At 67.1% G+C, this 24,757-nt stretch carries 21 protein-coding genes and 1 pseudogene; 11 read left to right on the top strand and 11 right to left on the bottom strand.

Going from position 1 to position 24,757, the window contains the following annotated elements:
* From KDH83_RS17370 to KDH83_RS17360, 3 genes and pseudogenes are all read right to left on the bottom strand, one after another.
* Positions 1-264: pseudogene (locus KDH83_RS17370) on the bottom strand (PhoH family protein); the annotation flags it as partial.
* 61 nt (positions 265-325) lie between these two features.
* On the bottom strand, positions 326-790 hold the full coding sequence (locus KDH83_RS17365; RefSeq protein ID WP_103273485.1) for a peroxiredoxin: 465 nt from the start codon (positions 788-790) through the stop codon (positions 326-328).
* The gene (locus KDH83_RS17360; RefSeq protein ID WP_103273486.1) at positions 787-1,248 is read right to left on the bottom strand and encodes an Mth938-like domain-containing protein; all 462 of its coding nucleotides are present in this window, start codon (positions 1,246-1,248) and stop codon (positions 787-789) included. Before KDH83_RS17360 ends, KDH83_RS17365 begins: the two co-directional genes overlap by 4 nt.
* Before the next feature lie 295 nt (positions 1,249-1,543).
* On the opposite strand from KDH83_RS17360, the gene alaC reads away from it, so the two are divergent.
* The 4 genes from alaC to KDH83_RS17340 all read left to right on the top strand — a co-directional run bounded on the left by alaC (position 1,544) and on the right by KDH83_RS17340 (position 6,076).
* Positions 1,544-2,731 carry an alanine transaminase gene (alaC, locus tag KDH83_RS17355; RefSeq protein ID WP_212318115.1) on the top strand — a complete coding sequence of 396 codons (1,188 nt, stop codon included), beginning with the start codon at positions 1,544-1,546 and terminating at the stop codon, positions 2,729-2,731.
* A gap of 169 nt (positions 2,732-2,900) precedes the next feature.
* Positions 2,901-4,205, top strand: coding sequence for a homoserine dehydrogenase (locus tag KDH83_RS17350; RefSeq protein WP_212318117.1), 1,305 nt, complete (start codon positions 2,901-2,903; stop codon positions 4,203-4,205).
* A complete protein-coding gene (thrC, locus tag KDH83_RS17345) occupies positions 4,202-5,611 on the top strand; it encodes a threonine synthase (RefSeq protein ID WP_212318113.1) in 1,410 nt (469 codons plus the stop codon). The genes KDH83_RS17350 and thrC overlap by 4 nt, the downstream gene beginning before the upstream one ends.
* Positions 5,612-5,854: 243 nt before the next feature.
* Positions 5,855-6,076 (top strand): YgdI/YgdR family lipoprotein, encoded by a 222-nt coding sequence (locus KDH83_RS17340; RefSeq protein WP_212318111.1) that lies wholly within the window; start codon positions 5,855-5,857, stop codon positions 6,074-6,076.
* A gap of 157 nt (positions 6,077-6,233) precedes the next feature.
* On the opposite strand, the gene KDH83_RS17335 is transcribed toward KDH83_RS17340, so the two are convergent.
* Together KDH83_RS17335 and pepN are read right to left on the bottom strand one after the other, a co-directional pair.
* Positions 6,234-7,256, bottom strand: a complete 1,023-nt coding sequence (locus KDH83_RS17335; protein ID WP_212318109.1) for a class 1 fructose-bisphosphatase — start codon at positions 7,254-7,256, stop codon at positions 6,234-6,236.
* A gap of 10 nt (positions 7,257-7,266) precedes the next feature.
* Positions 7,267-9,972, bottom strand: coding sequence for an aminopeptidase N (pepN, locus tag KDH83_RS17330; protein WP_212318107.1), 2,706 nt, complete (start codon positions 9,970-9,972; stop codon positions 7,267-7,269).
* A 167-nt stretch (positions 9,973-10,139) separates the two neighbouring features.
* On the opposite strand from pepN, the gene KDH83_RS17325 reads away from it, so the two are divergent.
* Positions 10,140-10,784: a DUF4136 domain-containing protein gene (locus KDH83_RS17325; RefSeq protein WP_212318105.1), complete on the top strand. Its 645-nt coding sequence runs from the start codon at positions 10,140-10,142 to the stop codon at positions 10,782-10,784.
* A 90-nt stretch (positions 10,785-10,874) separates the two neighbouring features.
* On the opposite strand, the gene KDH83_RS17320 is transcribed toward KDH83_RS17325, so the two are convergent.
* Both KDH83_RS17320 and KDH83_RS17315 read right to left on the bottom strand, forming a co-directional pair.
* Entirely contained in the window at positions 10,875-11,255 is a 381-nt protein-coding gene (locus KDH83_RS17320) for an H-NS histone family protein (RefSeq protein ID WP_212318102.1), read from the bottom strand.
* A gap of 223 nt (positions 11,256-11,478) precedes the next feature.
* On the bottom strand, positions 11,479-11,646 hold the full coding sequence (locus KDH83_RS17315; protein ID WP_212318100.1) for a hypothetical protein: 168 nt from the start codon (positions 11,644-11,646) through the stop codon (positions 11,479-11,481).
* A 445-nt stretch (positions 11,647-12,091) separates the two neighbouring features.
* Here KDH83_RS17315 and tldD point away from each other — a divergent pair, with 445 nt between their 5' ends.
* From tldD to glcF, 6 genes are all read left to right on the top strand, one after another.
* Complete coding sequence (gene tldD / locus KDH83_RS17310) at positions 12,092-13,552, top strand: metalloprotease TldD (protein WP_103273495.1); 1,461 nt, start codon at positions 12,092-12,094, stop codon at positions 13,550-13,552.
* A 369-nt stretch (positions 13,553-13,921) separates the two neighbouring features.
* Positions 13,922-14,995 carry a 3-deoxy-7-phosphoheptulonate synthase AroG gene (gene aroG / locus KDH83_RS17305; protein WP_103273496.1) on the top strand — a complete coding sequence of 358 codons (1,074 nt, stop codon included), beginning with the start codon at positions 13,922-13,924 and terminating at the stop codon, positions 14,993-14,995.
* Positions 14,996-15,106: 111 nt separating this feature from the next.
* Positions 15,107-16,516, top strand: a complete 1,410-nt coding sequence (locus KDH83_RS17300; protein WP_212318098.1) for an FAD-linked oxidase C-terminal domain-containing protein — start codon at positions 15,107-15,109, stop codon at positions 16,514-16,516.
* 209 nt (positions 16,517-16,725) lie between these two features.
* Complete coding sequence (locus tag KDH83_RS17295; protein ID WP_212318096.1) at positions 16,726-18,225, top strand: FAD-linked oxidase C-terminal domain-containing protein; 1,500 nt, start codon at positions 16,726-16,728, stop codon at positions 18,223-18,225.
* 12 nt (positions 18,226-18,237) lie between these two features.
* Entirely contained in the window at positions 18,238-19,344 is a 1,107-nt protein-coding gene (glcE, locus tag KDH83_RS17290) for a glycolate oxidase subunit GlcE (protein WP_212318094.1), read from the top strand.
* A 6-nt stretch (positions 19,345-19,350) separates the two neighbouring features.
* Positions 19,351-20,592 carry a glycolate oxidase subunit GlcF gene (glcF, locus tag KDH83_RS17285; protein ID WP_212318092.1) on the top strand — a complete coding sequence of 414 codons (1,242 nt, stop codon included), beginning with the start codon at positions 19,351-19,353 and terminating at the stop codon, positions 20,590-20,592.
* A gap of 90 nt (positions 20,593-20,682) precedes the next feature.
* Here the strand turns inward: glcF and KDH83_RS17280 are convergent, their stop codons facing one another.
* The 4 genes from KDH83_RS17280 to KDH83_RS17265 all read right to left on the bottom strand — a co-directional run bounded on the left by KDH83_RS17280 (position 20,683) and on the right by KDH83_RS17265 (position 24,664).
* A complete protein-coding gene (locus KDH83_RS17280) occupies positions 20,683-22,122 on the bottom strand; it encodes an NAD(P)(+) transhydrogenase (Re/Si-specific) subunit beta (RefSeq protein WP_212318090.1) in 1,440 nt (479 codons plus the stop codon).
* Entirely contained in the window at positions 22,119-22,436 is a 318-nt protein-coding gene (locus tag KDH83_RS17275; RefSeq protein WP_103273502.1) for an NAD(P) transhydrogenase subunit alpha, read from the bottom strand. Before KDH83_RS17275 ends, KDH83_RS17280 begins: the two co-directional genes overlap by 4 nt.
* Before the next feature lie 2 nt (positions 22,437-22,438).
* The gene (locus tag KDH83_RS17270; RefSeq protein ID WP_212318088.1) at positions 22,439-23,557 is read right to left on the bottom strand and encodes a Re/Si-specific NAD(P)(+) transhydrogenase subunit alpha; all 1,119 of its coding nucleotides are present in this window, start codon (positions 23,555-23,557) and stop codon (positions 22,439-22,441) included.
* Positions 23,558-23,788: 231 nt separating this feature from the next.
* Positions 23,789-24,664, bottom strand: a complete 876-nt coding sequence (locus KDH83_RS17265; RefSeq protein ID WP_212318085.1) for an N-formylglutamate amidohydrolase — start codon at positions 24,662-24,664, stop codon at positions 23,789-23,791.
* Between the last annotated feature and the right edge of the window lie 93 nt (positions 24,665-24,757).

The raw sequence follows: 24,757 nt of genomic DNA, 5'->3' as shown, positions 1-24,757 counted from the left end.
CGAGCGCGTCGGCATCGTGGCGCTGGGGCGGCGCAAGGTCTATTGGGCGGGCGCGGGAATCTGGGACTTGCCGCGGGCGGCCGGGGCGGCCATGCCGTCCAGCTCGGGCTGGACCAGCAGGTCGTCGTCGTCCTCGGCAAGGGCGGCTTGCGTGTTGGACCGCGCAGCGGCGGTCTTGGGGCTGCGGGCCTGCGCCCGGGCGTTCTCGCCCGAGGGGAAGGTCAGGATAGCTGCGGGGCGGGTAGGCAACTTCGGAAGCGGCATATGAGTCACTCTCCAGTGTGGGCCGGCTGGCTATGGCGCCTGACGGGTCTTGCTCGCACGGCTAACCGATGCTTTTGGCGGCTTGCAGGACTTCCTTGGCGTGGCCCGGGACCTTCACCCCGCGCCACTCCTGCACCAGCACGCCATAGGCGTCGATCAGAAAGGTGCTGCGCTCGATGCCGCGCACCTGCTTGCCGTACATGTTCTTCTGCTTGATGACGCCGTACAGGTTGCAGACGGTTTCGTCGGCGTCGGAGATCAACGGGAAAGGAAGCTCGTACTTGGCCTTGAAATTCTCATGCGACTTCAGCGAGTCGCGCGAGATGCCGACCACGACCGCGCTGGCCGACAGGAACTCGGCGTGCAGGTCGCGGAAATCCTGGCTCTCGGTGGTGCAGCCAGGAGTGTTGTCCTTGGGGTAGAAATACAGGACCACGGCGCGGCCCTGGCATTGCTCCAGGCTGATCGGGCCGATGGTGCTCTCGGCCGTGAACAGCGGGGCGGGTTTGCCTATGCTCGGCGTCATTCGGGGGAATCTCCGTTCGGGGGGATGAGGGCGACGACCACGCGCCGGCCCTCCGCCATCAGGATGTTGTAGGTGCGCGAGGCCGCGTGGGTGTCCATCACTTCCACGCCGACGCCGATGGCCAACAGGGGACGCAAGACCTCGGGACGCAGGAAACGCTGGCGCGCGCCCGTGCCCACCAGCAGCACCTCGGGCGCGTTGGCCGGGCGGCCGGGGGCGGCTTCGGGTTCGTCCAGGAAGGCCAGCGGGTCGCGCACGGGCTCGACCATTCCGGCGGCCTGGTGCAGCAGGGCTGAGGTGATGTCGGCCGGCGACTGCACGGGCCAGGTGGTGACTTCGCCTTCGGGTCCGAAAGCGACCGAGGAGGAAAAACGTACCTGGTTGACCTCGATGTAGCCATCACCGTAAGCGGTGACGGTATTCAGGGCGGCCGTCGCAGGATCGGTATGCAGCTTCAATAAAAACTCCGGCTTGGTGTACCCGATGATAGCGCATCGGAATGACTGCATGTTGCAGGGTATCCACGGTCGCCGGACCGGATCGGGATGGGTCGGTCGGGGCCGGCGGTTCCCTGGGAAAAACGGGGGAGCAGGCCCCGTTTTTGCGCCATTTGCCGCCTGGGCGCGCTTGCGCTAGATTACAGGGTTTTGCTGCGCTGCAATCGTGTCCGCGCGCGGCCTGCGGTCCCGTTTTCACCCAAGCGCATCCGCGCCCTGGATTTTTTCGCCCCCTCGCCCCCTAAGGATTCCCATCATGAGGAAGTTCTCCCGCATTGAGCGCCTGCCCCCGTACGTTTTCAACATTACCGGCGAGCTCAAGATGGCGGCCCGGCGGCGCGGCGAAGACATCATCGACATGTCCATGGGCAATCCGGACGGCGCGACTCCCAAGCACATCGTCGACAAGCTGGTGGAAGCGTCCACCCGCCCGACCACGCACGGCTACTCGGTATCCAAGGGCATCCCGCGCCTGCGCAAGGCCATCTGTGACTGGTACCAGCGCCGCTACGCGGTCGAGCTGGATCCGGATTCCGAGGCCATCGTCACCATCGGCTCCAAGGAAGGCCTGGCCCACTTGATGCTGGCCACGCTGGACCGCGGCGACACCGTGCTGGTGCCCAATCCCAGCTACCCCATCCACATCTACGGCGCGGTCATCGCCGGTGCCAACATCCGTTCGGTGCGCATGACGCCGGGCGTGGATTTCTTCGAGGAACTGGAGCGCGCCGTGCGCGAGTCCATTCCCAAGCCCAAGATGATGGTGCTGGGCTTTCCCAGCAACCCCACCGCGCAGTGCGTGGACTTGTCGTTCTTCGAACGCGTGGTGGCGCTGGCCAAGGAACACGACATCCTGGTCGTGCATGACCTGGCCTACGCCGACATCACCTTCGACGGCTACGTGGCGCCGTCCATCATGCAGGTGCCCGGCGCGCGCGATGTCGCCGTCGAGTTCTTCACGATGAGCAAGAGCTACAACATGGCGGGCTGGCGCATCGGCTACATGGTCGGCAACCGCGAGCTGGTCGGCGCGCTGGCGCGCATCAAGAGCTATCACGACTACGGCACGTTCACGCCGATCCAGGTGGCGTCCATCGCCGCGCTGGACGGCCCGCAGGACTGCGTCAACGAGATCGTGGCCCAATACCAAAGCCGCCGCGACGTGCTCGTGCGCGGTCTGCATGAAGCAGGTTGGAATGTGGAGATTCCCAAGGCGTCCATGTACATCTGGGCGCAGATCCCCGAACCCTACAGGGCGATGGGCTCTTTGGAATTCTCCAAGCGTGTCCTGTCGGATGCGAAGGTGGCCGTTTCCCCCGGGATCGGCTTCGGCGAGTACGGCGACGAATACGTGCGCTTCGCTCTTATCGAAAACGAGCAGCGCACCCGCCAGGCGGTGCGCGGCATCAAGGACATGTTCCGTAAAGACGGACTGCTGAAGTAGAGGCTCCCCCCGAAGCGCTGCGCGCTTCCCCCCAGGGGGCGCCGCAGCGGACCGGCAAAGCCGGCTCCGCGCGGCCCAGCGCAGCGACGCCGGTGACGGTGGCCATGACGCAGCATATTGGAGAAATACAATGAATTCCCCTCAACGCCCGCCCGCCGAAGGCGCCGCGATGAATCCCATGAGAGTCGGCCTGCTGGGCCTGGGCGTGGTCGGTGGCGGCACCTGGACGGTGCTGTCGCGCAACGCCGAGGAAATCGCGCGCCGCGCCGGCCGTCGCATTGAAGTGACCCGCGCCGCCGTGCGCGACGTGGCCAAGGCGCGCTCGCGCGTGGGCGATACGCTGCCGGTGGATACCGATGTGCACGCGCTGGTGCGCGACCCGGCCATCGACATCGTGGTCGAGCTGATCGGCGGCGACACGCTGGCCCGCGAGCTGGTGCTCGAGGCCATCGCCAATGGCAAGCACGTGGTCACCGCCAACAAGGCGCTGCTGGCCAAGCATGGCAACGAGATCTTCGCCGCCGCGCACGAGCGCGGCGTGATGGTGGCCTTCGAGGCCGCCGTGGCTGGCGGCATCCCCATCATCAAGGCCATCCGCGAAGGCCTGACCGCCAACCGCATCCAGTGGGTCGCCGGCATCATCAACGGCACCACCAACTTCATCCTGTCCGAGATGCGCACGCGCGGCCTGCCTTTCGCCGACGTGCTGGCCGAGGCGCAGCGCCTGGGCTACGCCGAAGCCGACCCGACCTTCGACGTCGAGGGCGTGGACGCGGCGCACAAGCTGACCCTGCTGGCCTCGCTGGCCTTCGGCGTGCCGGTGCAGTTCGACCGCGCCTACATCGAAGGCATCTCGCAGCTGGCCGCCGAGGACATCGAGCTGGCCGAGCGCCTGGGCTACCGCATCAAGCTGCTGGGCATCACCAAGCGCCGCGCCGAGGGCATCGAGCTGCGCGTGCATCCCGCGCTGGTGCCGGCCGAGCGCCTGCTGGCCAATGTCGAGGGCGCGATGAACGCCGTGCTGGTCAAGGGCGACGCCGTGGGTCCGACGCTGTACTACGGCCAGGGCGCGGGCGAGGAGCCCACCGCCTCGGCCGTGGTGGCCGACCTGGTCGACGTGACCCGCCTGCATACGGCCGACCCGGGCAACCGCGTGCCGCACCTGGCCTTCCAACCCGACGCCATGTCCGACACGCCGATCCTGCCGATCGAGCAGGTCAGCACCTCGTACTACCTGCGCCTGCGCGTGGACGACCAGCCGGGCGTGCTGGCCGACATCGCGCGCCTGCTGGCCGACCGCTCGATCTCGATCGGTTCGATGATCCAGCAGCCGTCCAGCATCGGCGGCGCCGACATCATCTTCCTGACGCACGAGGCGCTGGAAGGCAACGTCAACCAGGCCATCGAGCGTATCGAGTCGTTGCCGTTCGTCCGCTCCAAGGTGACGCGCCTGCGCGTGGAGCACCTGACATGAAATATATCTCTACACGTGGCGGCATGGCCGCGCTGGAATTCTCGGACATCCTGCTCGAAGGCCTGGCGCCGGACGGCGGGCTGGCCGTGCCCGAGCAACTGCCGCAGGTGTCGGCGCAGACGCTGGAGTCCTGGCGCGGCCTGTCGTACGCCGACCTGGCGTTCGAGGTGCTGTCGCTGTTCGCCACCGACATCCCCGCCGAGGACCTGCGCCGCCTGACGCGCGCGGCCTACAACACGCAGGTGTTCAGCAGCGAGGACATCGTGCCGCTGCGCCCGCTGGCCGGCGGCCTGTCGCTGCTGGGCCTGTCGGAAGGCCCGACGCTGGCGTTCAAGGACATGGCCATGCAGTTCCTGGGCCAGGTCTTCGAATACGTGCTGGGCAAGCGCGGCGCCACGCTGAACATCCTGGGCGCCACCTCCGGCGACACCGGTTCGGCGGCCGAGTACGCGCTGCGCGGCAAGCGCGGCGTGTCGGTGTTCATGCTGTCGCCGCATGGCCGCATGAGCGCCTTCCAGCGCGCGCAGATGTATTCGCTGCAGGACGAGAACATCCACAACATCGCCGTGCGTGGCGTGTTCGACCAGGCCCAGGACATCGTCAAGGCCCTGGCCGGCGACCTGGACTTCAAGACCCGCTACCGCCTGGGCGCCGTGAACTCCATCAACTGGGCGCGCATCGCCGCCCAGGTGGTGTACTACTTCCACGGCTGGCTGCGCGCCACGTCCAAGGCCGGCGACCAGGTCTCGTTCGCCGTTCCCTCGGGCAACTTCGGCAACATCCTGTCGGGCCACATCGCCCGCAGCATGGGGCTGCCGGTGCGCCGCCTGGTGCTGGCCACGAACGAGAACAACGTGCTGGAAGAGTTCTTCCGCACCGGCGTCTACCGCCCGCGTCCGGCCGAGCAGACCTACGCCACGTCCAGCCCGTCCATGGACATCTCGCGCGCGTCCAACTTCGAGCGCTTCGTGTTCGATCTGGTGGGCCGCGACCCGGCCCGCGTGCAGGCGCTGTGGGCCGGCCTGGCGCGCGACGGCTCGTTCGACCTGTCGGCGCTCAAGTCCGAGTTCGAATCGCGCTACGGCTTCGTGTCGGGCGCCAGCACCCACGCCGACCGCCTGGCCACCATTCGCTCGGTGTACGACGAGTCCGGCGTGCTGGTCGATCCGCACACCGCCGACGGCGTCAAGGTCGCGCGCGAGTTCGTCGAGCCGGGCGTGCCGATGCTGGTGCTGGAAACCGCCTTGCCGGCCAAGTTCTCCGAGACCATCGAGGAAGCGCTGGGCCGTCCGGCCCCGCCGCCGGGCAATCTGGCGGACCTGGAATCGCTGCCGCAGCGCGTCGAGGTCATGGACTGCGACGCGGCCGCCGTGCGGCGCTATCTCGAGGCCCACGCCAAGATGTGATGCCGCATGCCGCCGGCCCCGTAATGGCTGCTTGCGGCATGTAAGTCCTTGAAAACCCCTCCCGGGCGCGTCCCGCGAGGGGTTTTTTCTGGCGTTTCCCCTGGGGAAAAGCAAGGAAACGCGGTAGTCCCGGGGCGTCGAACGGGTATTACGTTCGTATGCATTTTCGCCACATCCCGTCACCGGCGGAGCGCGTTCGGGACGTTAGAGTGAATGTTCTAGCCATTCTCGGAGAACACGCTCATGAAGATCAAGAACATGGCCCTGGCTCTGGCGATGACCGGATTCGCGGTGTTGGCCGGCTGCTCCTCGCCTTCGGTGATCAACCAGCGAGACGGCAGCTCGACCGTGACGTCCGACAAGCCCGAATACGACAAGAAGACGGGCACCTACGAGTATGAGAAGGACGGCCGCAAGGTGCAGATCAACAAGGACGACGTGAAGTCGATCGAGGAAGTGAAGTAGGCATGGACGCCGTTCGCGCCTCGATGGCCCGGCCTTGACGGGCCCGTCTCGATGACGCAGCCCCAATGACAAAGCCCCGGCCAGGCCGGGGCTTTGTCATTTCAGCGCGGCGCTCCCGCAATGCCTTGGGGCGCCGCGCGGAGACGGTCACCAGGCATCAAGCCTGGGCCGCGTCCTCGGCGTGGTAGCGGCCGACGCGCTCGACTTCGTTCTTCGAGCCCAGGATCACGCTCACGCGCTGGTGCAGCTGGTCGGGCTTGATGTCGAGGATGCGCTGCGTGCCGTTGATCGATGCGCCGCCGGCCTGCTCGATGAGGAAGCTCATCGGGTTGGCCTCGTACATCAGGCGCAGCTTGCCGGCCTTGCCGGGCTCGCGCGCGTCCCAGGGATACATGAAGATGCCGCCGCGGGTCAGGATGCGATGCACGTCGGCCACCATCGAGGCGATCCAGCGCATGTTGTAGTCCTTGCCCAGCGGACCGGTCTTGCCGGCCAGACAGTCGTCGATGTAGCGCTTGACCGGGGGAGCCCAGTGACGCATGTTCGACATGTTGATCGCGAATTCCTTGGTGTCCTCGGGCACGCAGATGTCCTCGTGCGTCAGGACCCAGGAACCCATCTCGCGGTCCAGCGTGAAGCCGACCACGCCATTGCCGATGGTCAGCACCAGCATGGTCTGCGGGCCGTAGACGGCATAGCCGGCCGCGACCTGCTGCTTGCCGGGTTGCAGGAAGTCGGCTTCGGTCACCGGGGCGCCGGCCACGTGATGCGGGGCGCGCAGCACCGAGAAGATGGTGCCGATCGACACGTTCACGTCGATGTTCGACGAGCCGTCCAGCGGATCGAACAGCAGCAGGTATTCGCCCTTGGGGTAGCGGTTCGGGATCGGATGGATGGTTTCCATCTCTTCCGAGGCCATGGCCGCGAGGTGGCCGCCCCATTCATTGGCTTCGAGCAGGATCTCGTTGGACAGCACGTCCAGCTTCTTCTGCACTTCGCCCTGGACGTTCTCGCTGTCCAGGCTGCCCAGCACGCCGCCGAGCGCGCCCTTGCTGACCGCGTGGCTGATGGCCTTGCAGGCGCGCGCCACCACTTCGATGAGCAGGCGCACCTCGGGCGCGAGGGCCTGGGCGGAGCGCTGTTGCTCCACCAGGTATTGGGTAAGGGTTTTGCGTTTCAAGAGGGTCTCCCTATGCTGCGAATTCCAAGGCTTTGGATACGATTTCCTGTACGTTGCGCGACAGGCCGTCCTGCGCGCGCACGCGTTGCAATGCTTCCTTCATGGGCGCGCGCAGCGCCGGCACATAGCGCGACCAGTTGTCCAGCGCGCGCGCCAGGCGGGCGGCGATCTCCGGATTGAGCGCGTCCAGCGCCAGCACCTGATCGGCCCAGAACGCGTAGCCCGAGCCGTCCGGGTGATGCATGCCGCGGGCGTTGTTCAGGCAGAACTGGAAGATCAGCGCGCGGGCGCGGTTCGGGTTGCGCAGGGTGAAGGCGGGATGCGCCATCAGCTCGCGCGCGCTCTGCACCGTGGTCGAGCGGGCTGTGGCCTGCAGCGCGAACCACTTGTCGATCACCAGCGGGTTGTCCTGCCACTTGTCGTAGAAGGCGGCCAGCGCCTGCTGCGGATAGTCGCCCTGGCCGTAGTTGATCAGCGCGGACAGCGCGGCCATGCTGTCGGTCATGTTGTCGGCCGACGCGTACTGTTGCTCGGCCAGGCGCTGGGCGTCCTGTTCGCCGGCGGCCATCAGGTGCGCCAGCGCCAGGTTCTTCAGCGCGCGCTTGCCGGCGGGCTCGGGCGCGGGGCTGTATTCGCCCGGCGTCTGGTTGGCGTCGAAGGCGGCGCGGAATTCGGCGGCCAGCTGGCGGCCCAGTTCGGCGCGCAGGAAGTCCCGGGCCACCGACAGCGCCGGAGGATCGACGGCGGCCATGCGTTCGGCCAGCGTCTTTTCCGAGGGCAGGGCCAGCGCGCGGGCGCGGAACGCGGCGTCGATCGCGGGATCGGTCAGCAGCGCGCGCCAGGCGTCGATGAAGGCGGGGTCGGCATGCAGCGTGCGGCCGGCCTGGCGCGCCTCGGCCAGCGCCAGGATCTGGCGCGTGGCCAGTTCCTGGCCGGCTTCCCAGCGCGCGAAGGGGTTGGCGTCGTGAGCCGAGAGCAGGGCCAGCTCGGCATCGGTCCAGTCGTACTCGACGATCACCGGCGCGGAGAAGTCGCGCAGCAGCGATGGCACGGGCGCCTCGGTGATGCCGTCGAAGGTCCATTGCTGGCTTTGCGTGGTCAGCTCCAGCAGCGCGGTATCCGACATCTTGCCGTCGTGCTTGAGCGGCAGGGCGCGGCCCTGGGCGTCGAGCAGGCCGATGGCGAAGGGGATGTGGTACGGCGCCTTGGCGTAGTCCGCGCCGGCCTTTCTTTCGACGCCGACGGGCGCGCATTCCTGGCTCAGCGTGATCGTGCAGCGCTGCGCGGCGGCGTCGTGCTCGAGCTTGACCGTCACGCGCGGCGTGCCGGCCTGGCGGTACCAGCGGCGGAACACCGACAGGTCGCGGCCGGGATGCTGGCGCACGTAGACCGACTCCATGGCGGCGACGAAGTCGTCGCAGGTCACGGCCTGGCCGTCATGGCGGCGGAAGTACTCGTCCATGCCGGCGCGAAAGCCCGCCTCGCCCAGCAGCGTGTGCTGCATGCGGATGACCTCGGCGCCCTTTTCGTACACGGTGGCCGTGTAGAAGTTGCCGATCTCCTGGTAGCTTTCCGGGCGGATCGGGTGGGCCATGGGGCCGGCGTCTTCCGGGAACTGGGCGGCGCGCAGCGCCACCACGTCGTCGATGCGCTTGACCGCGCGGGCGCTGGCGGCGGCGGCCTCGTCCATGCCCTGCGCCATCATGTCGGCGCTGAATTCCTGGTCGCGGAAGACGGTCAGGCCTTCCTTCAGGCTGAGCTGGAACCAGTCGCGGCAGGTGACGCGGTTGCCGGTCCAGTTATGAAAATACTCGTGGCCGATGACCGACTCGATGCCTTCATAGTTGGCGTCGGTGGCGGTCTGGGCGTCGGCCAGCACATAGGCCGCGTTGAAGATGTTCAGGCCCTTGTTCTCCATCGCCCCCATGTTGAAGTCGTGCACGGCCACGACCATGAAGCGGTCCAGGTCCAGCTCCAGCCCGAAGCGGGTTTCGTCCCAGCGCAGCGCGCGCACCAGCGAATCCAGGGCCCATTCGGTCTTGTCTTCCGAGCCGGGATCGCTGTAGACCTGCAGCAGCACGTCGCGGCCGCTGGCGGTGCGCACGGTGGTTTCGCGGTGCGTGAGCTTGCCGGCGACCAGCGCGAACAGGTAGCAGGGCTTGGGGAAGGGATCTTCCCATTCGACTTCGTTGCGGCCGTCGGCCAGCTGGCGCGAGGCCAGCAGGTTGCCGTTGGACAGCAGCACGGGGTAATCGGCGGCCGCCCGAAGCGTCACGCGGTAGCGCGACATCACGTCGGGGCGGTCGGCGAACCAGGTGATGCGGCGAAAGCCCTCGGCCTCGCACTGGGTGAAGAAGTTGCCGCCCGATACGTACAGGCCCATCAGCGTGGAGTTGGCGGCCGGCTTGCAGCGGCTGACGATCTCGACCGTGGCCGTTTCAGGCAGGCCGTACAGCGCCAGGCTGTGCTCGGACAGATGGTAGCGGTCGGCGGGCAGCGGGCTGCCATCGACGCCTACCGACACGAGTTCCAGCTCCTCGCCGTCCAGCACCAGGGCCGCGTCGGCGCTGGCGCCGGGCTTGCGCCGCACTTGCATCACGCAACGCACTTCGGTCGATTCGGGCGCCAGGTCGAAGCCCAGCGAGACTTCCGGAATATCGTAGGGGTAGGGCTGATAATCCTTGCGGTATACGGTTACGGGCGTGTCAGTGCGCATGGGATCCCAGTCCTTTGTGAACAAGCGCCTATTGTAGTGGCTGGGCATGCCCCAAGGGGCGGCGGCCGGCATGGGCTGCCTCGGCAAGGCCTGACCGCGCAAACTTTCGGCGCTTGCCATAGTCCAATGTCAGTATCATGGCGCCGTAGTGCGTAGAGGAGCTGCAAATGTCCGGGACATCGATTTTCAACATGGGCCGCCTGGCCGGCCTTTTCGCCGTGTCGGGGGCCATGCTCCTGAGCGGCTGCGCGGCCCCGACCGTGGCGGCGCGGGTCACCTCATTCCAGCAATGGCCCGCCGGCGTCGAGGGGCAGTCGTACCAGTTCGTGCCGGCCGACGCCTCGCAGACCAATAATCTCGAATACCAGTCGTTCCAGGACATGGTGCGCGCCGGCATAGGCGCCACTGGCCTGGTCGAGGCGCAAGCCGGCGCCAAGCCTCGTTTCGATGTGTCATTCACATATGGCACGTCGCAGACCCAGGTCATGGTTCGCCGTCCGTATGATCCGGGTTTCTACGGCGGTTATGGTTACGGCCCTGGCGGCTATTACGGTCCGCGGCCCTGGGGCGGCGGTTTCGGTTATTGGGGCCCCGATTGGGTGGACGTGCCCATGGTCGTGCAGCGCAATGCCCTGAACCTGCAGATCCGGGACGCTCAGCGGGGCGGCGCCGAGGTCTACCGTTCCAGCGCTTATGTGCTGAGCGACGGCGACAATCTGCTGCGCACCATGCCATATCTGGTTCGCGCGATATTCGACAATTTCCCCGGCAATAACGGCGCTGAACGCGAGATTCAATTCCCCGTGCAGTAAGCAGCCATCGCCAGTAAATACTCAAGATAAAAAAATCGGCGCACCAAAATGGTGCGCCGATTTTAATTTCATACTAAAGAATAGGTTTTCTTATTCTTTGATGAGAAAACTCTCGCGCGCCGCGCCGGCGGCTTCTTCCGCGGCGAGCCAACGGGGGGCCTTGCCTCGACCGCTCCAGGTCTCCCCGGTCTGGGGGTGACGATACTTGGGCGCAACGGCGCGTTTGGCGGCGTTGGCGGGGCGGGCAGCGGCGCCGGTCTTGCGGCGGGCGGCTCCACGAGCGGGCTTCGCGCCAGCGCCAAAGGCGGCGGCGATTTCTTCAGGGGTAATGTCGTACTCGCGCATCGACGTGATGATCGACGAAATCACCGGCTTGCGGCGCTTCGTCTGCAGGACTTCAGCCTTCTTTTGGAGCTTGTTGATTTCCTTCTCGATCTTTGCTTGCAGTGCTGCGTAGGTTTCTCGGGCCATGATTTATTCCTGATTATGGAACTGCTTTATTCGCCGGTGAAGACTTGTTATTTGTTATGCCCCGCATAATACCCAAATTACGTACACATTTCCCTGTTTTCAGACTGATTACTTTGTATCAAAAGCGTCCGGATGCCTTCAGCCTTGCGGGTTTCGGCTTAGAACAAGTATTGGGAATACCATTCTCAAATCTAGGACGAATTGAAAAATGACCTGCTTTGATTCAAAGGGCGTGCCAATCGACGGGCCGAATCGTGGCAATGGCTCCTGTTTGTTTCATGTGATGCACAGATGTTGCGCAATCCAGGTTTTGTAATCCCTTGATATGAATGGGGTTTTGTGGGGGCGTCACCCGTTCTTCTTTTGCCGCATCAAGTATGTCCAGCGCCATGCCTGCCTTTGCCGAGTGCTGTTCCAGGATGCGCGCTGCATTTGATCTGGGTATTTTCGCTTTGGGCAAAGCGAAAGGAAAAGCGGCGTCCGGCTGCTGATCGATTTCTCGTATATGACAAGTTCATGACAGCTTGTCGGACGACTTTGTAAATAAATATAAACATGTAAGATGATTGGGTGGACCATGCGCCGGCAGAATATCCGCCGCTGTCCGCTTCAGCGGCGGATAAATACGCGAGCGCGCGGAATCGCTTAACTGGATAGGGAAAGGCAGGGCCAACCCGGAGCTGTCGCGGGCCTTCCCGTCCATTTGCGCAATTGAGTCGCCGTCGCCGTGGCAACCATCGCGCGTGCGCGACGCGGGGCGCGACTCGGCGTTACGATAGAGGCTTGAGCGCCATTGCGCAGACGCGCGCCGGCGCCCCGGAAGAACCCAGAGACTCATGAAAATCACCGACCCCGCTATTGCTTCCCTGGCCACCGCCAAATCGCTGCTGCTCGACCCCTGGGGGCTGACCGAGGCGGACATGGCGCGCGCGCTGGGCGAGATCTTCACGCACAAGGTCGACTATGCCGACCTGTATTTCCAATACACCCGCAGCGAAGGCTGGAGCCTGGAAGAGGGCATCGTCAAGACCGGCAGTTTTTCCATCAGCCAGGGCGTGGGCGTGCGCGCCGTGAGCGGCGAGAAAACCGCCTTTGCCTATTCCGATTCGCTGTCGGCCGACGCGCTGCTGTCGTCGGCGCACGCGGTGCGCGGCATTGCCCGCCGCGGCGCCGGCAAGGTCAAGGTCGCGGCCCAGGTCGAGGCCGAACACGGCCGCAGCCTGTATGCCGACATCGATCCGGTCGCGACCCTCAGCGCTCCCGAAAAGGTCGCGCTGCTTGAACGCATCGAACGCATGGCGCGGGCGCGCGATCCCCATGTGATCCAGGTCATGGCCGGCCTGGGCGCCGAGTATGACGTGGTGCTGGTGGCGGGCAGCGACGGCCGCCTGGCCGCCGATGTGCGCCCGCTGGTGCGCCTGTCCCTGACCGTCATCGCCGAGCGCAACGGACGCCGCGAAATGGGCCACGCCGGCGGCGGCGGCCGCCTGGGCCTGGCCTATTTCACCGACGAGATGCTGCAAGGCTACGTGGAACGCGCCGTGCACGAGGCGCTGGTCAACCTGGAAGCCCGTCCGGCGCCGGCCGGCGAGATGACCGTGGTGCTGGGATCCGGCTGGCCCGGCATCCTGCTGCACGAAGCCGTGGGCCATGGCCTGGAAGGCGACTTCAACCGCAAGGGTTCCAGCGTGTTCTCGGGCCGCATCGGCGAGCGCGTCGCCTCCAAGGGCGTGACCGTGATCGACGACGGCACCATCCCCGACCGTCGCGGCTCGCTCAACATCGACGACGAGGGCAACGCCACCCAGCGCAACGTGCTGATCGAGGACGGCATCCTGCGCGGCTACATGCAGGACACGCTGAACGCGCGCCTGATGAAGACCGCCGCCACCGGCAACGGCCGCCGCGAATCCTTCGCGCACCTGCCCATGCCGCGCATGACCAATACCTACATGCTGGCGGGCGAGACCCCGCCCGAGGAAATCGTGTCCTCGGTCAAGCGCGGCCTGTACGCGGTGAATTTCGGCGGCGGCCAGGTCGACATCACCAACGGCAAGTTCGTGTTCTCGGCCTCCGAGGCCTACATGATCGAGAACGGCAAGATCACCTACCCGGTCAAGGGCGCCACCCTGATCGGCAACGGTCCGGACGCCATGAACCGCGTCACGCTGATCGGCAACGACATGAAGCTGGACTCGGGCGTCGGCACCTGCGGCAAGGATGGCCAGAGCGTGCCGGTGGGCGTGGGCATGCCCACGGTCCGCATGGAAGGCCTGACGGTGGGCGGCACGGCCTGAGCCGGATCGGGCCGGCGGGGCAGGGCGCGCGCCCGGTCCCGCCGCGCGTTGCCGCGCCGCTTGATTGTCGTCATGGCTGGCGGTTCCGTCCCGATAAACCCGCGTGACGGTCAAAAAAAATTGTGCTAGAGTCGTTTCCCATGAAATTCGCGTCCCCCGCCTTTTACTTTTATTTTTATGGTTTTCTGAAGCCGCTGGCGGAGGAAGGGACGCGCTCAATCTGAAGTTTGGAAAGAATCCCCCGAAAAAGCCGCCAGCGAACTGGCGGCTTTTTTTGCGCCGCCAGGTCCGGAAAACCCCCGCGGGAATCGTCCCTCGGGACGCATCCAGAGGGAACCATCCCGTGGCGGGCAACCCAGGAGCAGTACCGTGTCACACAATACCGATGACCTTCGCATCCGAGAAATCAAAGAGCTGAATCCGCCGGCGCACGTCATGCGCGAATTCGCCTGCACCAAGGAGGCGTCCGACACCGTGTTCGCCGCTCGGCAGGCCATGCACCGCATCCTGCACGGCATGGACGACCGCATGATCGTCGTGATCGGCCCCTGCTCGATCCACGACACGCGCGCCGCCATCGAGTACGCCAAGCGCCTGAAGCCCGTGCGCGACCGCCTGAGCGCCGACCTGGAAATCGTCATGCGCGTGTACTTCGAGAAGCCGCGCACCACGGTGGGCTGGAAGGGCCTGATCAACGATCCCGAGCTGGATGGCAGCTTCGACATCAACAAGGGCGTGCGCGTGGCGCGCGAGCTGCTGCTGGACATCAACACGCTGGGCCTGCCGGCCGGTTGCGAATTCCTGGACATGATCACGCCGCAGTACATCGCCGACCTGGTGTCCTGGGGCGCCATCGGCGCGCGCACCACCGAAAGCCAGGTGCATCGCGAACTCGCTTCGGGGCTGTCGTGTCCGGTCGGGTTCAAGAACGGCACGGACGGCAATGTGAAGATCGCCGTGGACGCGATCAAGGCCGCCTCGCAGCCGCACCATTTCCTGTCCGTCACCAAGGGCGGCCATTCCGCCATCGTGTCGACGGCCGGCAACGAGGACTGCCACGTCATCCTGCGCGGCGGCAAGACGCCCAACTACGACGCGGCCAGCGTCGACGCCGCCTGCCAGGACATGGCCAAGTCCGGCCTGGCCCAGCGCATCATGATCGACGCCAGCCACGCCAACAGCAGCAAGAAGCCCGAGAACCAGCCGCTGGTCGCGGAAGACGTGGCGCGCCAGATGGAAGCGGGCGACGCGCGCCTGGTCGGCATGATGATCGAAAGCCACCTGCTGGGCGGTCGCCAGGACATGGTGCCGGGCACGCCGCTGGTCTACGGCCAGAGCATCACCGACGGCTGCATCGATTGGGATGCGTCGGTGGCCGTGCTGGAACGCCTGGCACTGGCCGTGCGCGAACGCCGCCGCGTCGCGCTGACGTCCGGCAAATGAGTCCGGGTTGCGCCGTGCGCCGGCAGGCCGGCGCACGGCGCGGCGCGCTGCGGCGCAGCATGGGCGGCGGCGTAGAATAGCCGGATCATCGAATCCGGGAATCCGCCAACCATGAACGCCCCCCTGCATGCCGAAACCCTGCGCCGCTCGGTGCCGGCCGCTTGTCTGGAAGCCCTGCGCGCGCGCTTCGGCGATCGCTTCACCGAATCCGCAGCCGTGCGCGAGCACCACGGCCGCGACGAATCGCCGTACCCCGTGATGGCGCCGGACGGCGTGGTCTTCGCGCACAGCACCGAGGAAGTGGCCGAGATCGCCAAGCTGTGCAACGAGCACCGCGTGCCGCTGATTCCCTATGGCGCGGGCTCCTCGCTCGAAGGCCACATCCTGGCGATCCAGGGCGGCATCAGCCTGGACCTGTCACAGATGAACAAGGTGCTGGCCGTCAATGCCGAAGACCTCACCGCCACGGTGCAGGCCGGCGTGCTGCGCAAGCAGCTCAACGAAGAGATCCGCAGCACCGGGCTGTTCTTCCCCATTGATCCGGGCGCCGACGCCAGCCTGGGCGGCATGGCCGCCACGCGCGCCTCCGGCACCAACGCCGTGCGCTACGGCACCATGCGCGAGAACGTCATGTCGCTGACCGTGGTCACCGCCGACGGTCGCATCGTGCGCACTGCCGGCCGCGCCCGCAAGTCCTCGGCCGGCTACGACCTGACGCGCATCTTCGTAGGCAGCGAAGGCACGCTGGGCATCATCACCGAAGTCACGGTGCGCCTGTATCCGCAGCCCGAGGCCGTCTCGGCCGCCGTGTGCAACTTCGCCACGCTGGACGATGCCGTCCAGAGCGTGATCGAGATCATCCAGATGGGCGTGCCGGTGGCGCGCGTGGAATTCATGGACGCGGCCAGCGTGCGCGCCGTCAACCTGCACAGCAAGCTCACGCTGCGCGAGACGCCGCTGCTGGTGTTCGAGTTCCACGGCAGCCCGGCCGGCGTGCAGGAGCAGGCCGAGACCGTGCAGGCCATCACCGCCGAGCACGGCGGCATGGACTTCGAATGGGCCGAGCGCCCCGAGGACCGCAGCCGCCTCTGGACCGCGCGCCACAATGCCTACTTCGCCGGCCTGCAGCTGCGGCCCGGCTGCCGCGCCAGCACCACCGACGTCTGCGTGCCGATCTCGCGGCTGGCCGACTGCGTGCGCGAGACCGTCGATGAACTGGACCGCGCCAGCTTCCCGTACACCATCGTGGGCCACGTGGGCGACGGCAACTTCCACGTGCTGATGCTGCTCGATGCGGACAGCGAGAAGGAATGGCAGGAATCCGAGACCATCAACCACAACCTGGTGCGCCGGGCCATCGCCGCCGACGGCACGTGCACCGGCGAGCATGGCGTGGGCCTGCACAAGATGCAGTTCATGGCCGAGGAACACGGCGACAACGCGCTGGAACTGATGCGCAGTCTCAAGCACGCGTTCGATCCGAACAACATCCTCAATCCCGGGAAGATCGTTTCCTGGTGAGGATGCGCGCCCTGGGGGCGTGAAGAAGAACGGCGGCGCAGCGATGGCCGCCGTTTTTTTTCGCCCGGGCGGCGCAGCCCGCAAGGATTTGCGCCAGCGCCCGTTTACCGTCGGTTACGCGCGCGAACGTCGTTTCATACGGGGTTGCGCTGTCGATGCGGGTAAATCCCGGCCTGCGTCCGCCCAGCGGGCGCGCTATTGTTTCACCCATGAACTCACTGGTCGAAACCGGCCTGGCCCAAGCGCAGCCGCCTTATTCTCCGCAGCAACTGATCGAGGCCCTGTCGGCCGCGTTGCCCGCGCACTGCGTGCTGTTTCGCGAAGAGGATACCCGCCCTTACGAATGCGACGGCCTGTCGCTGTATCGTGCCTTGCCGGCCGTCGTGGCGCTGCCCGAGACCGAGGAGCAGGTGCAGGCCGTGATGCGCATCTGCAAGCGCCTGAACGCGCCGGTGGTGGCGCGCGGCGCCGGCACCGGCCTGTCCGGCGGCGCCATGCCGCATAGCCAGGGCGTGTTGCTGGGCCTGTCCAAGTTCAACCGCATCCGCCGCATCGACTTGGCCAGCGCCACCGCCGTGGTCGAGCCCGGCGTGCGCAACCTGGCGATTTCCGAAGCGGCCGCCCCCTACGGCCTGTACTACGCGCCCGATCCCTCCAGCCAGATCGCCTGTTCCATCGGCGGCAACGTGGCCGAGAATTCCGGCGGCGTGCACTGCCTGAAGTACGGCCTGACCGTGCACAACGTGCTGCGTGCGCGCGTGGTCACCATCGACGGCGACATCGTCGAGCTGGGCTCCGAGGCGCCGGACGCGCCGGGCCTGGATCTGCTGTCGGTGTTCATCGGTTCGGAAGGCATGCTGGGCGTGGTCACCGAGGTGACGGTCAAGCTCATTCCCAAGCCGGCCTGCGCGCAGGTCGTGATGGCCAGCTTCGCCAGCGTCGAGGCGGCCGGCAACGCGGTCACGCAGGTGATCGCGGCCGGCATGATCCCGGCCGGGCTGGAGATGATGGACCGGCGCGCCACGCACATGGTCGAACCCTTCGTGCGCGCCGGCTACGACATGGACGCGCAGGCGATCCTGCTGTGCGAGTCCGACGGCACGCCCGAAGAGGTGGCGCACGAGATCGCGCGCATGGAGGCCGTGTTCCGCGACGCCGGCGCCACCCGCTGCCAGGTATCCGCGTCGGAGGCCGAGCGCCTGAAATTCTGGGCGGGCCGCAAGAACGCGTTCCCCGCCGCGGGGCGCGTGTCGCCCGATTACTACTGCATGGACGGCACCATCCCGCGCCGTCATCTGGCGCGCGTGCTGGGCGCCATCGAACAGATGGAAGACGACTTCGGCCTGCGCTGCGCCAACGTCTTCCATGCTGGCGATGGCAACCTGCACCCGCTGATCCTGTTCGATTCGAATAAACCGGACGAAGTGGAACGGGCCGAGAAATTCGGCGCCGCCATACTCGAACTGTGCGTGCAGGTTGGAGGAACCGTGACGGGAGAGCACGGCGTAGGAATGGAGAAAATAAATCAAATGTGCGTGCAATTCTCGCGAGAGGAACTCGACGCGTTCCTGGCGGTCAAGCGGGCGTTCGACCCGCCGTGCCTGCTCAACCCTGAAAAAGTCATCCCCACGCTGGCACGCTGCGCCGAATACGGCAAGATGCATGTGCATGGGGGAGAGCTGAGCTTTCCCGATCTCGCCCGTTTCTAGGACGTACCCCGTATGGATTTCGTCCTGTCGGAGTTGTGCGACCAGGTCATGACGGCGCGCGCCGGCCACAAGCCCCTGTTCGTCATGGGCGGCGGCAGCAAATCGTTCTATGGCAACTACCGGCCTGTCACGCCGCAGGATGGGCATTGCCTGCTGGACATGACGCCGTATCGCGGCATCGTCAACTATCACCCGTCCGAACTCGTCGTCACGGTGCGTGCCGGCACGCCGCTGGCCGACCTGGAGGCCGAGCTGGCCGCCCGCGGCCAGATGCTGGCCTTCGAGCCGCCGCATTTCGGGCCCGCCGCGACGGTGGGCGGCTGCGTGGCCGCCGGCCTGTCCGGGCCGCGCCGCATGAGCGCGGGCGCCTTGCGCGATTTCGTGCTGGGTGCGCGGCTGCTGGATTCCGATGGGCGCATGCTGTCCTTCGGCGGCGAGGTCATGAAGAACGTGGCCGGCTATGACGTGTCGCGCCTGCTGGCCGGTTCGCACGGCATCTTCGGCGCCATCCTGGAGGTGTCGCTCAAGGTCGTGCCCAGGCCCATGCAGGAAGTGACGCTGGCGCAGCCCGCCACGCAGGCGCAGGCGCTGTCCTGTTTCGCGCAGTGGCGCGGCAAGCCGCTGCCGGTGTCCGCGACCAGCTGGAGCGGCGACGCCGATGGCGGCGAGGGCATGCTGTGCGTGCGCCTGTCCGGTGCGCCACCCGCGCTGGCCAGCGCGCGGCAACTGATCGGCGGCGACGCGATGGAGCCGGATGCGGCGCACGCCTGGTGGCGCTCGCTGCGCGAGCAGACCCACACCTTCTTTGAACCCGGCAAGCCGTTGTGGCGGCTGGCCCTGCCGCCGACCGCCGCCGCGCTCGACCTCGGTCCGACGCTGTTGGAATGGGGCGGCGGCCAGCGCTGGCTTTGTGGCAATTACGAGGCGGCCGCGCTGCGCGAGCGCGCAGCCAGCCTGGGCGGGCACGCCACGCTGTTCCGGCCGGCGGGCATGTCCGTGCCGCAGGACGGCGTGTTCCATCCGCTGGCGCCGGCGGTGGGCCTGATCACGCGCCGCCTCAAGCAAGAACTCGATCCCGCCGGGCTGTTCAACCCCGGCCGCCTGATCCTGGAGCTGTAGCACGCCATGCAAACCCATCTGGCTTCCTGGGCAAAAGACACCGATCTGGGCAACGAGGCCGACGCCATCCTGCGGCGCTGCGTGCACTGCGGCTTCTGCACGGCCACCTGTCCCACCTATCAGGTCCTGGGCGACGAACTCGACAGCCCGCGCGGGCGCATCTACCTGATCAAGCAGGTGCTGGAAGGCGCCGAGCCCACGCAGTCCACGCAGCAACACCTGGACCGCTGCCTGACCTGCCGCAACTGCGAGACCACCTGCCCGTCGGGCGTGCAGTACGGCCATCTGATCGATATCGGCCGCAAGATCGTCGACGAGCGCGTGCCGCGTTCCTGGGCCGAGCGCACCAAGCGCAAGCTGCTGCGCCAGGCCATGCTGTCGCCGCTGTTCGGTCCCGCGATGCGCCTGGGCCAGGCCGTGCGCGGCGCGCTGCCGCAGGCGCTGCGCCGCAAGGTGCCCGAGCGCCGCGACCCGGGCCGCCTGCCGCAGGTGGCCGGGCACGCGCGCCAGGTGTTGATGTTGGCCGGTTGCGTGCAGCCGTCCATGATGCCCACCATCGACGCCGCCACCATTCGCGTGCTGGATGCGCTGGGCATCGGTGCGCGCATCGCGCCGGGGGCGGGCTGCTGCGGCGCGGTCAGCTTCCACCTGGATGAACAGGACGCGGCGCTGGCGCAGATGCGCGCCAACATCGACGCCTGGTGGCCGCTGGTGCAGGACGGGCGCGTCGAGGCCATCGTGATGAACGCCTCGGGCTGCGGCGCCATGGTGAAGGAATACGCGCATCACCTGCGCAATGATCCGGCCTACGCGCAACGCGCGGCGGACATCGTGGCGCTGGTCAAGGACGTGGCCGAGATCGTCGCGCCGCAGGCGCAAGCGCTGCGCGCGCGCTTGCCGCAAGCGCCGCGCGCGGCCTTTCATCCGCCGTGCACGCTGCAGCACTGGCAGGGCCTGCGGCCGCTGTCGGAGCAGCTGCTGGCGGACCTGGGATTCGAATTGCAGCCGTTCGCCGACAAGCATCTGTGCTGCGGCTCGGCCGGGGCGTACTCGGTGCTGAATCCGGACATCGCGCAGGAGCTGCGCGACCGCAAGCTGTCGGCCATCGCGGCCGGCGGCCCGGACGTGATCCTGTCGGCCAACATCGGTTGCATCGGCCACCTGCAAAGCGGCACCGACACGCCGGTGCGGCATTGGGTCGAGGTGGTGGACGAACTGCTGCGCCAGCCGGCCGGCGGCCGGCGCTAGCGGACATATCGCCAGCCGCCAGTCGGCCGGCGCAGGGAAACATGGCCCCCGCCCGGGCCGGCATCGGGCGGGCAGGGGCCGGGCGGCGGCTTACTCGACCGCCTTCACCATCTCTTCGAGCACCTTCTTGGCGTCGCCGAACACCATCATGGTGCGGTCCATGTAGAACAGCTCGTTGTCCAGCCCGGCATAGCCCGAGGCCATCGAGCGCTTGTTCACGATCACCGTGCGCGCCTTGTAGGCTTCCAGGATGGGCATGCCGGCGATCGGCGACTTGGGATCGTTCTTGGCGGCCGGGTTGACCACGTCGTTCGCCCCCAGCACCAGCACCACGTCGGTCTGGGCGAACTCGCTGTTGATGTCCTCCATCTCGAACACCTGGTCGTAGGGCACCTCGGCCTCGGCCAGCAGCACGTTCATGTGGCCTGGCATGCGGCCGGCCACCGGGTGGATGGCGTATTTCACCGTCACGCCGCGCTCGGTCAGCTTCTCGGCCAGTTCCTTCAGCGCATGCTGGGCGCGTGCCACGGCCAGGCCGTAGCCGGGCACGATGGTCACGCTTTCGGCGTTGGTCATGAGGAAGGCCGCGTCGTCCGGGCTGCCCGACTTCACGCTGCGCTGCTGGCCGTCGCCCTGCTGCGCGCCGCCGCCCGCCTGCGCGCCGAAGCCGCCCAGGATGACGTTGAAGAACGAGCGGTTCATGGCCTTGCACATGATGTAGGACAGGATCGCGCCCGACGAGCCCACCAGCGAGCCGGCGATGATCAGCATGGGGTTGTTCAGCGAGAAGCCGATGCCCGCCGCCGCCCAGCCCGAGTAGCTGTTCAGCATGGACACCACCACCGGCATGTCCGCGCCCCCGATCGGGATGATGATGAGCACGCCCAGCACGAAGGCGATCAGCGTCATGATGATGAACGGCGTCCATTGCTGCGTCAGCATGAACCACACGCCGGCGGCCAGCATCAGCAGCGCCAGCGCCAGGTTCAGCATGTGCTGGCCGGCGAACACCACCGGCGCGCCCTGGAACAGGCGGAACTTGTACTTGCCCGACAGCTTGCCGAAGGCGATGACCGAACCCGAGAAGGTGATGGCGCCGACGAAGGTGCCGATGAACAGCTCGAAGCGGTTGCCCACCGGTAGCGGCATGCCGGCCGGCGCGATGCCGAAGGCCTGCGGCTCGGCCACGACGGCCACGGCGATGGCCACCGCGGCCAGGCCGATCATGCTGTGCATGAAGGCGACCAGCTCGGGCATCTTGGTCATCTCGACGCGCTTGGCCATCAGCGTGCCGATCGAGCCGCCCACCAGCAGGCCCAGCACCACCCAGCCCAGGCCGATGGCGGACGCGCCTTCGCGCGCCAGGCCCACGATCAGGGCGGCGGTGGTCAGCACGGCGATCGCCATGCCGGCCATGCCGAAGGCATTGCCCAGCCGCGACGTGGTGGGGTGGGACAGGCCCTTGAGCGCCTGGATGAAGCAGACCGAGGCGACCAGGTAGAGCAGGGTGACGAGGTTCAGCGAGATCATTGCGCGTCCTCCTTGCCCGGCTTCCTGTCCTTCTTCTTGAACATTTCCAGCATGCGGCGCGTCACGAGGAAGCCGCCGAACACGTTGACCGCGGCCAGCGCCACGGCGAACACGCCCATGCCGCGCGCCAGCCCGCCCTCGGTCAGCGCGGCGGCCAGCATGGCGCCGACGATGATGATGGCGGAGATGGCGTTGGTCACGGCCATCAGCGGGGTATGCAGCGCGGGGGTGACGTTCCAGACCACGTGGTAGCCGACATAGATGGCCAGCACGAAGATGATGAGATTCATCAGGGTGGGGTTGATCGCTTCCATGCCTAGGTCCTCCGCGTCACGTTGCCGCCTTCGCACACCAGGCAGGCCGCCACGATTTCATCGTCGCGCTGGATTTGCAGCGCGCCGTCCGCATTGATGATGAGCTTCAGGAAATCCTGCAGGTTGCGCGCATACAGCGCGGAGGCGTCGGTCGCCACCATGCCCGGCAGGTTGTTCAGCCCGACCAGCGTCACGCCGTGCTTTTCCACGACCTGGCCGCGCTCGGTCAGCGGGCAGTTGCCGCCGCGCTCGACCGCCAGGTCCACCAGCACCGAACCCGGCTTCATGCCGGCCACGGTCTCGGCGGACACCAGCGTGGGCGCCGGGCGGCCCGGGATCAGCGCGGTGGTGATGATGATGTCGGCCTGCTTGCAGCGCTCGGACACCAGCGCCGCCTGCCGCGCCATCCATGACGGGGGCATGGGGCGGGCATAGCCGCCCACGCCCTGCGCGATCTCGCGTTCCTCGTCGGTTTCGAACGGCACGTCGATGAATTTCGCGCCCAGCGATTCGACCTGCTCGCGCGCGGCGGGACGCACGTCGGAGGCCTCGACCACCGCGCCCAGGCGCTTGGCGGTGGCGATGGCCTGCAGGCCCGCCACGCCCGCGCCCAGCACGACGGCGCGCGCGGCCTTGAGCGTGCCTGCAGCGGTCATCATCATGGGAAAGAGGCGGCCGTAGTAATGCGCCGCCAGCAGCACGGCCTTGTAGCCGGCCAGATTGGCCTGGGACGACAGCACGTCCAGGCTCTGCGCGCGCGTGATGCGCGGCGCGGCTTCCAGCGCGAAGCCGGTCAGGCCGGCGGCCGCCAGCCGCATCAGGCCTTCGGCGTCGAACGGGTCCAGCATGCCGGCCACCACGGTGCCCGGCTTCATGTGGGGCAGTTCCTCGGCGGAAGGCGCGCGCACCTTCAGCACCAGCCCGGCTCCCAGCGCATCCTGGGCCGAGCCCAGGGTCGCGCCGGCGGCCTCGTAGGCCTCGTCCAGATATCGGGCGGCGACGCCCGCCCCGCGTTCCACTACGACAGTATGCTTGCCGGCCGTGTACTTCTTGACGGTTTCCGGTGTTGCTGCGACACGGGTTTCCCCGTCTCGGGTTTCTTTTGGTATCCCGATGTGCATCGACGCCTCTCCTCAGAAGGTTCGCGGATAGTTATACACGGAATACAGAGGGGAAGCCCGCAAGGTTCATTGGGACGAGTCCGAGCCGGGCTCGACGGGGCGCGCAAACGCCGTTTCCCTGGACGGGCTGGCGGGCGGGAGGCCGCGATCCCTCCGCAATGCAGAAGCCCCGCGGCGTTGGCCGCGGGGCTTCTGCGTCCTGCTGTCGACGGGAGAGCCCGCGCGGGGGCGTTATGCCGTTTGCGCGCGCGTCCAGAGGATCAGCGCCGCCGTCAGTTCGCGCAGGTCTGCCTTCAGCCGGCCGTAGCCCGCCGTCGGGCGCAGCGAGACTTCATCCATGTAGAGCTTGCGGTTGATCTCGATCTGCAGGCTGTGGCGGCCCTCGGCCGGGCAGCCGAAGGCGCGCACCAGTTCCACGCCCTTGTACGGGTCGTTGACGGTCACGTTGTAGCCGCGCGCGCGCAGCCAGGCCGCGATGAATTCACGGAAGGCCGGGTCGCTGGTGCTGCCGTCGCGGTCGCCCAGCACGAAATCGGGGTGGACCAGACCGGGCTGGTCGGTGGCGTAGGCGCCGGCCACGCTGGGCATGGAGTGGCAGTTGATGTGCCAGACCTTGCCGAACTTGCGGTGGGCGCCGTCCAGCAACTGGCGCAGCGCCGCGTGATAGGGCTTCCAGCAGGCCTCGATGCGGTGTTCCACTTCCTCGACCGGGAGCTTGCGGTCATACAGCGGCGTGCCGTCGTCCAGCATGCGCCAGATCAGGCCCTTGCCCAGGCGGACCTTGGGCGAGGCGTTGACGGCGCCGGGCCAGGGGCGGTCCAGCAGCAGCTCGTCGATCTCGTCGGGCGCGCGGTTCGCGTCGATATAGGCGCGCGGGAAGGTCGCAGCCAGCAGCGGCGCGCCCATGTCCACGGCGTCGCTCCACAGATCGTCAACCCAGGTGTCCTCGGCGGTGCGCAGTGCTCCGTAGTCGGCCGCGGCGGCGAAGTCGGGAGGGTAGGCCGTGCCGCTGTGCGGGGAGTCCAGCACGAGCGGAGCCGAGGGATCCGATTCGGGATAGCGGGGCGGCAGGTCCAGCCGGTAGGACAGGGGTTGGGTAAATCGCATATGGGGTTTCAGGTTCGTTGATCGGAGACCCCCGCGTCCGGCGCGAGGCGGGGCGGCGGGGGCCGAAGACCGTGGGCCGTGGGGCGGGGTCAG

Source organism: Achromobacter sp. Marseille-Q0513 (assembly GCF_018195695.1).
Classification (GTDB): Bacteria; Pseudomonadota; Gammaproteobacteria; order Burkholderiales; family Burkholderiaceae_B; genus Achromobacter.
The sequence above is the reverse complement of the archived record's forward strand: the minus strand, read 5'-3'. Positions and strand labels throughout refer to the sequence as shown.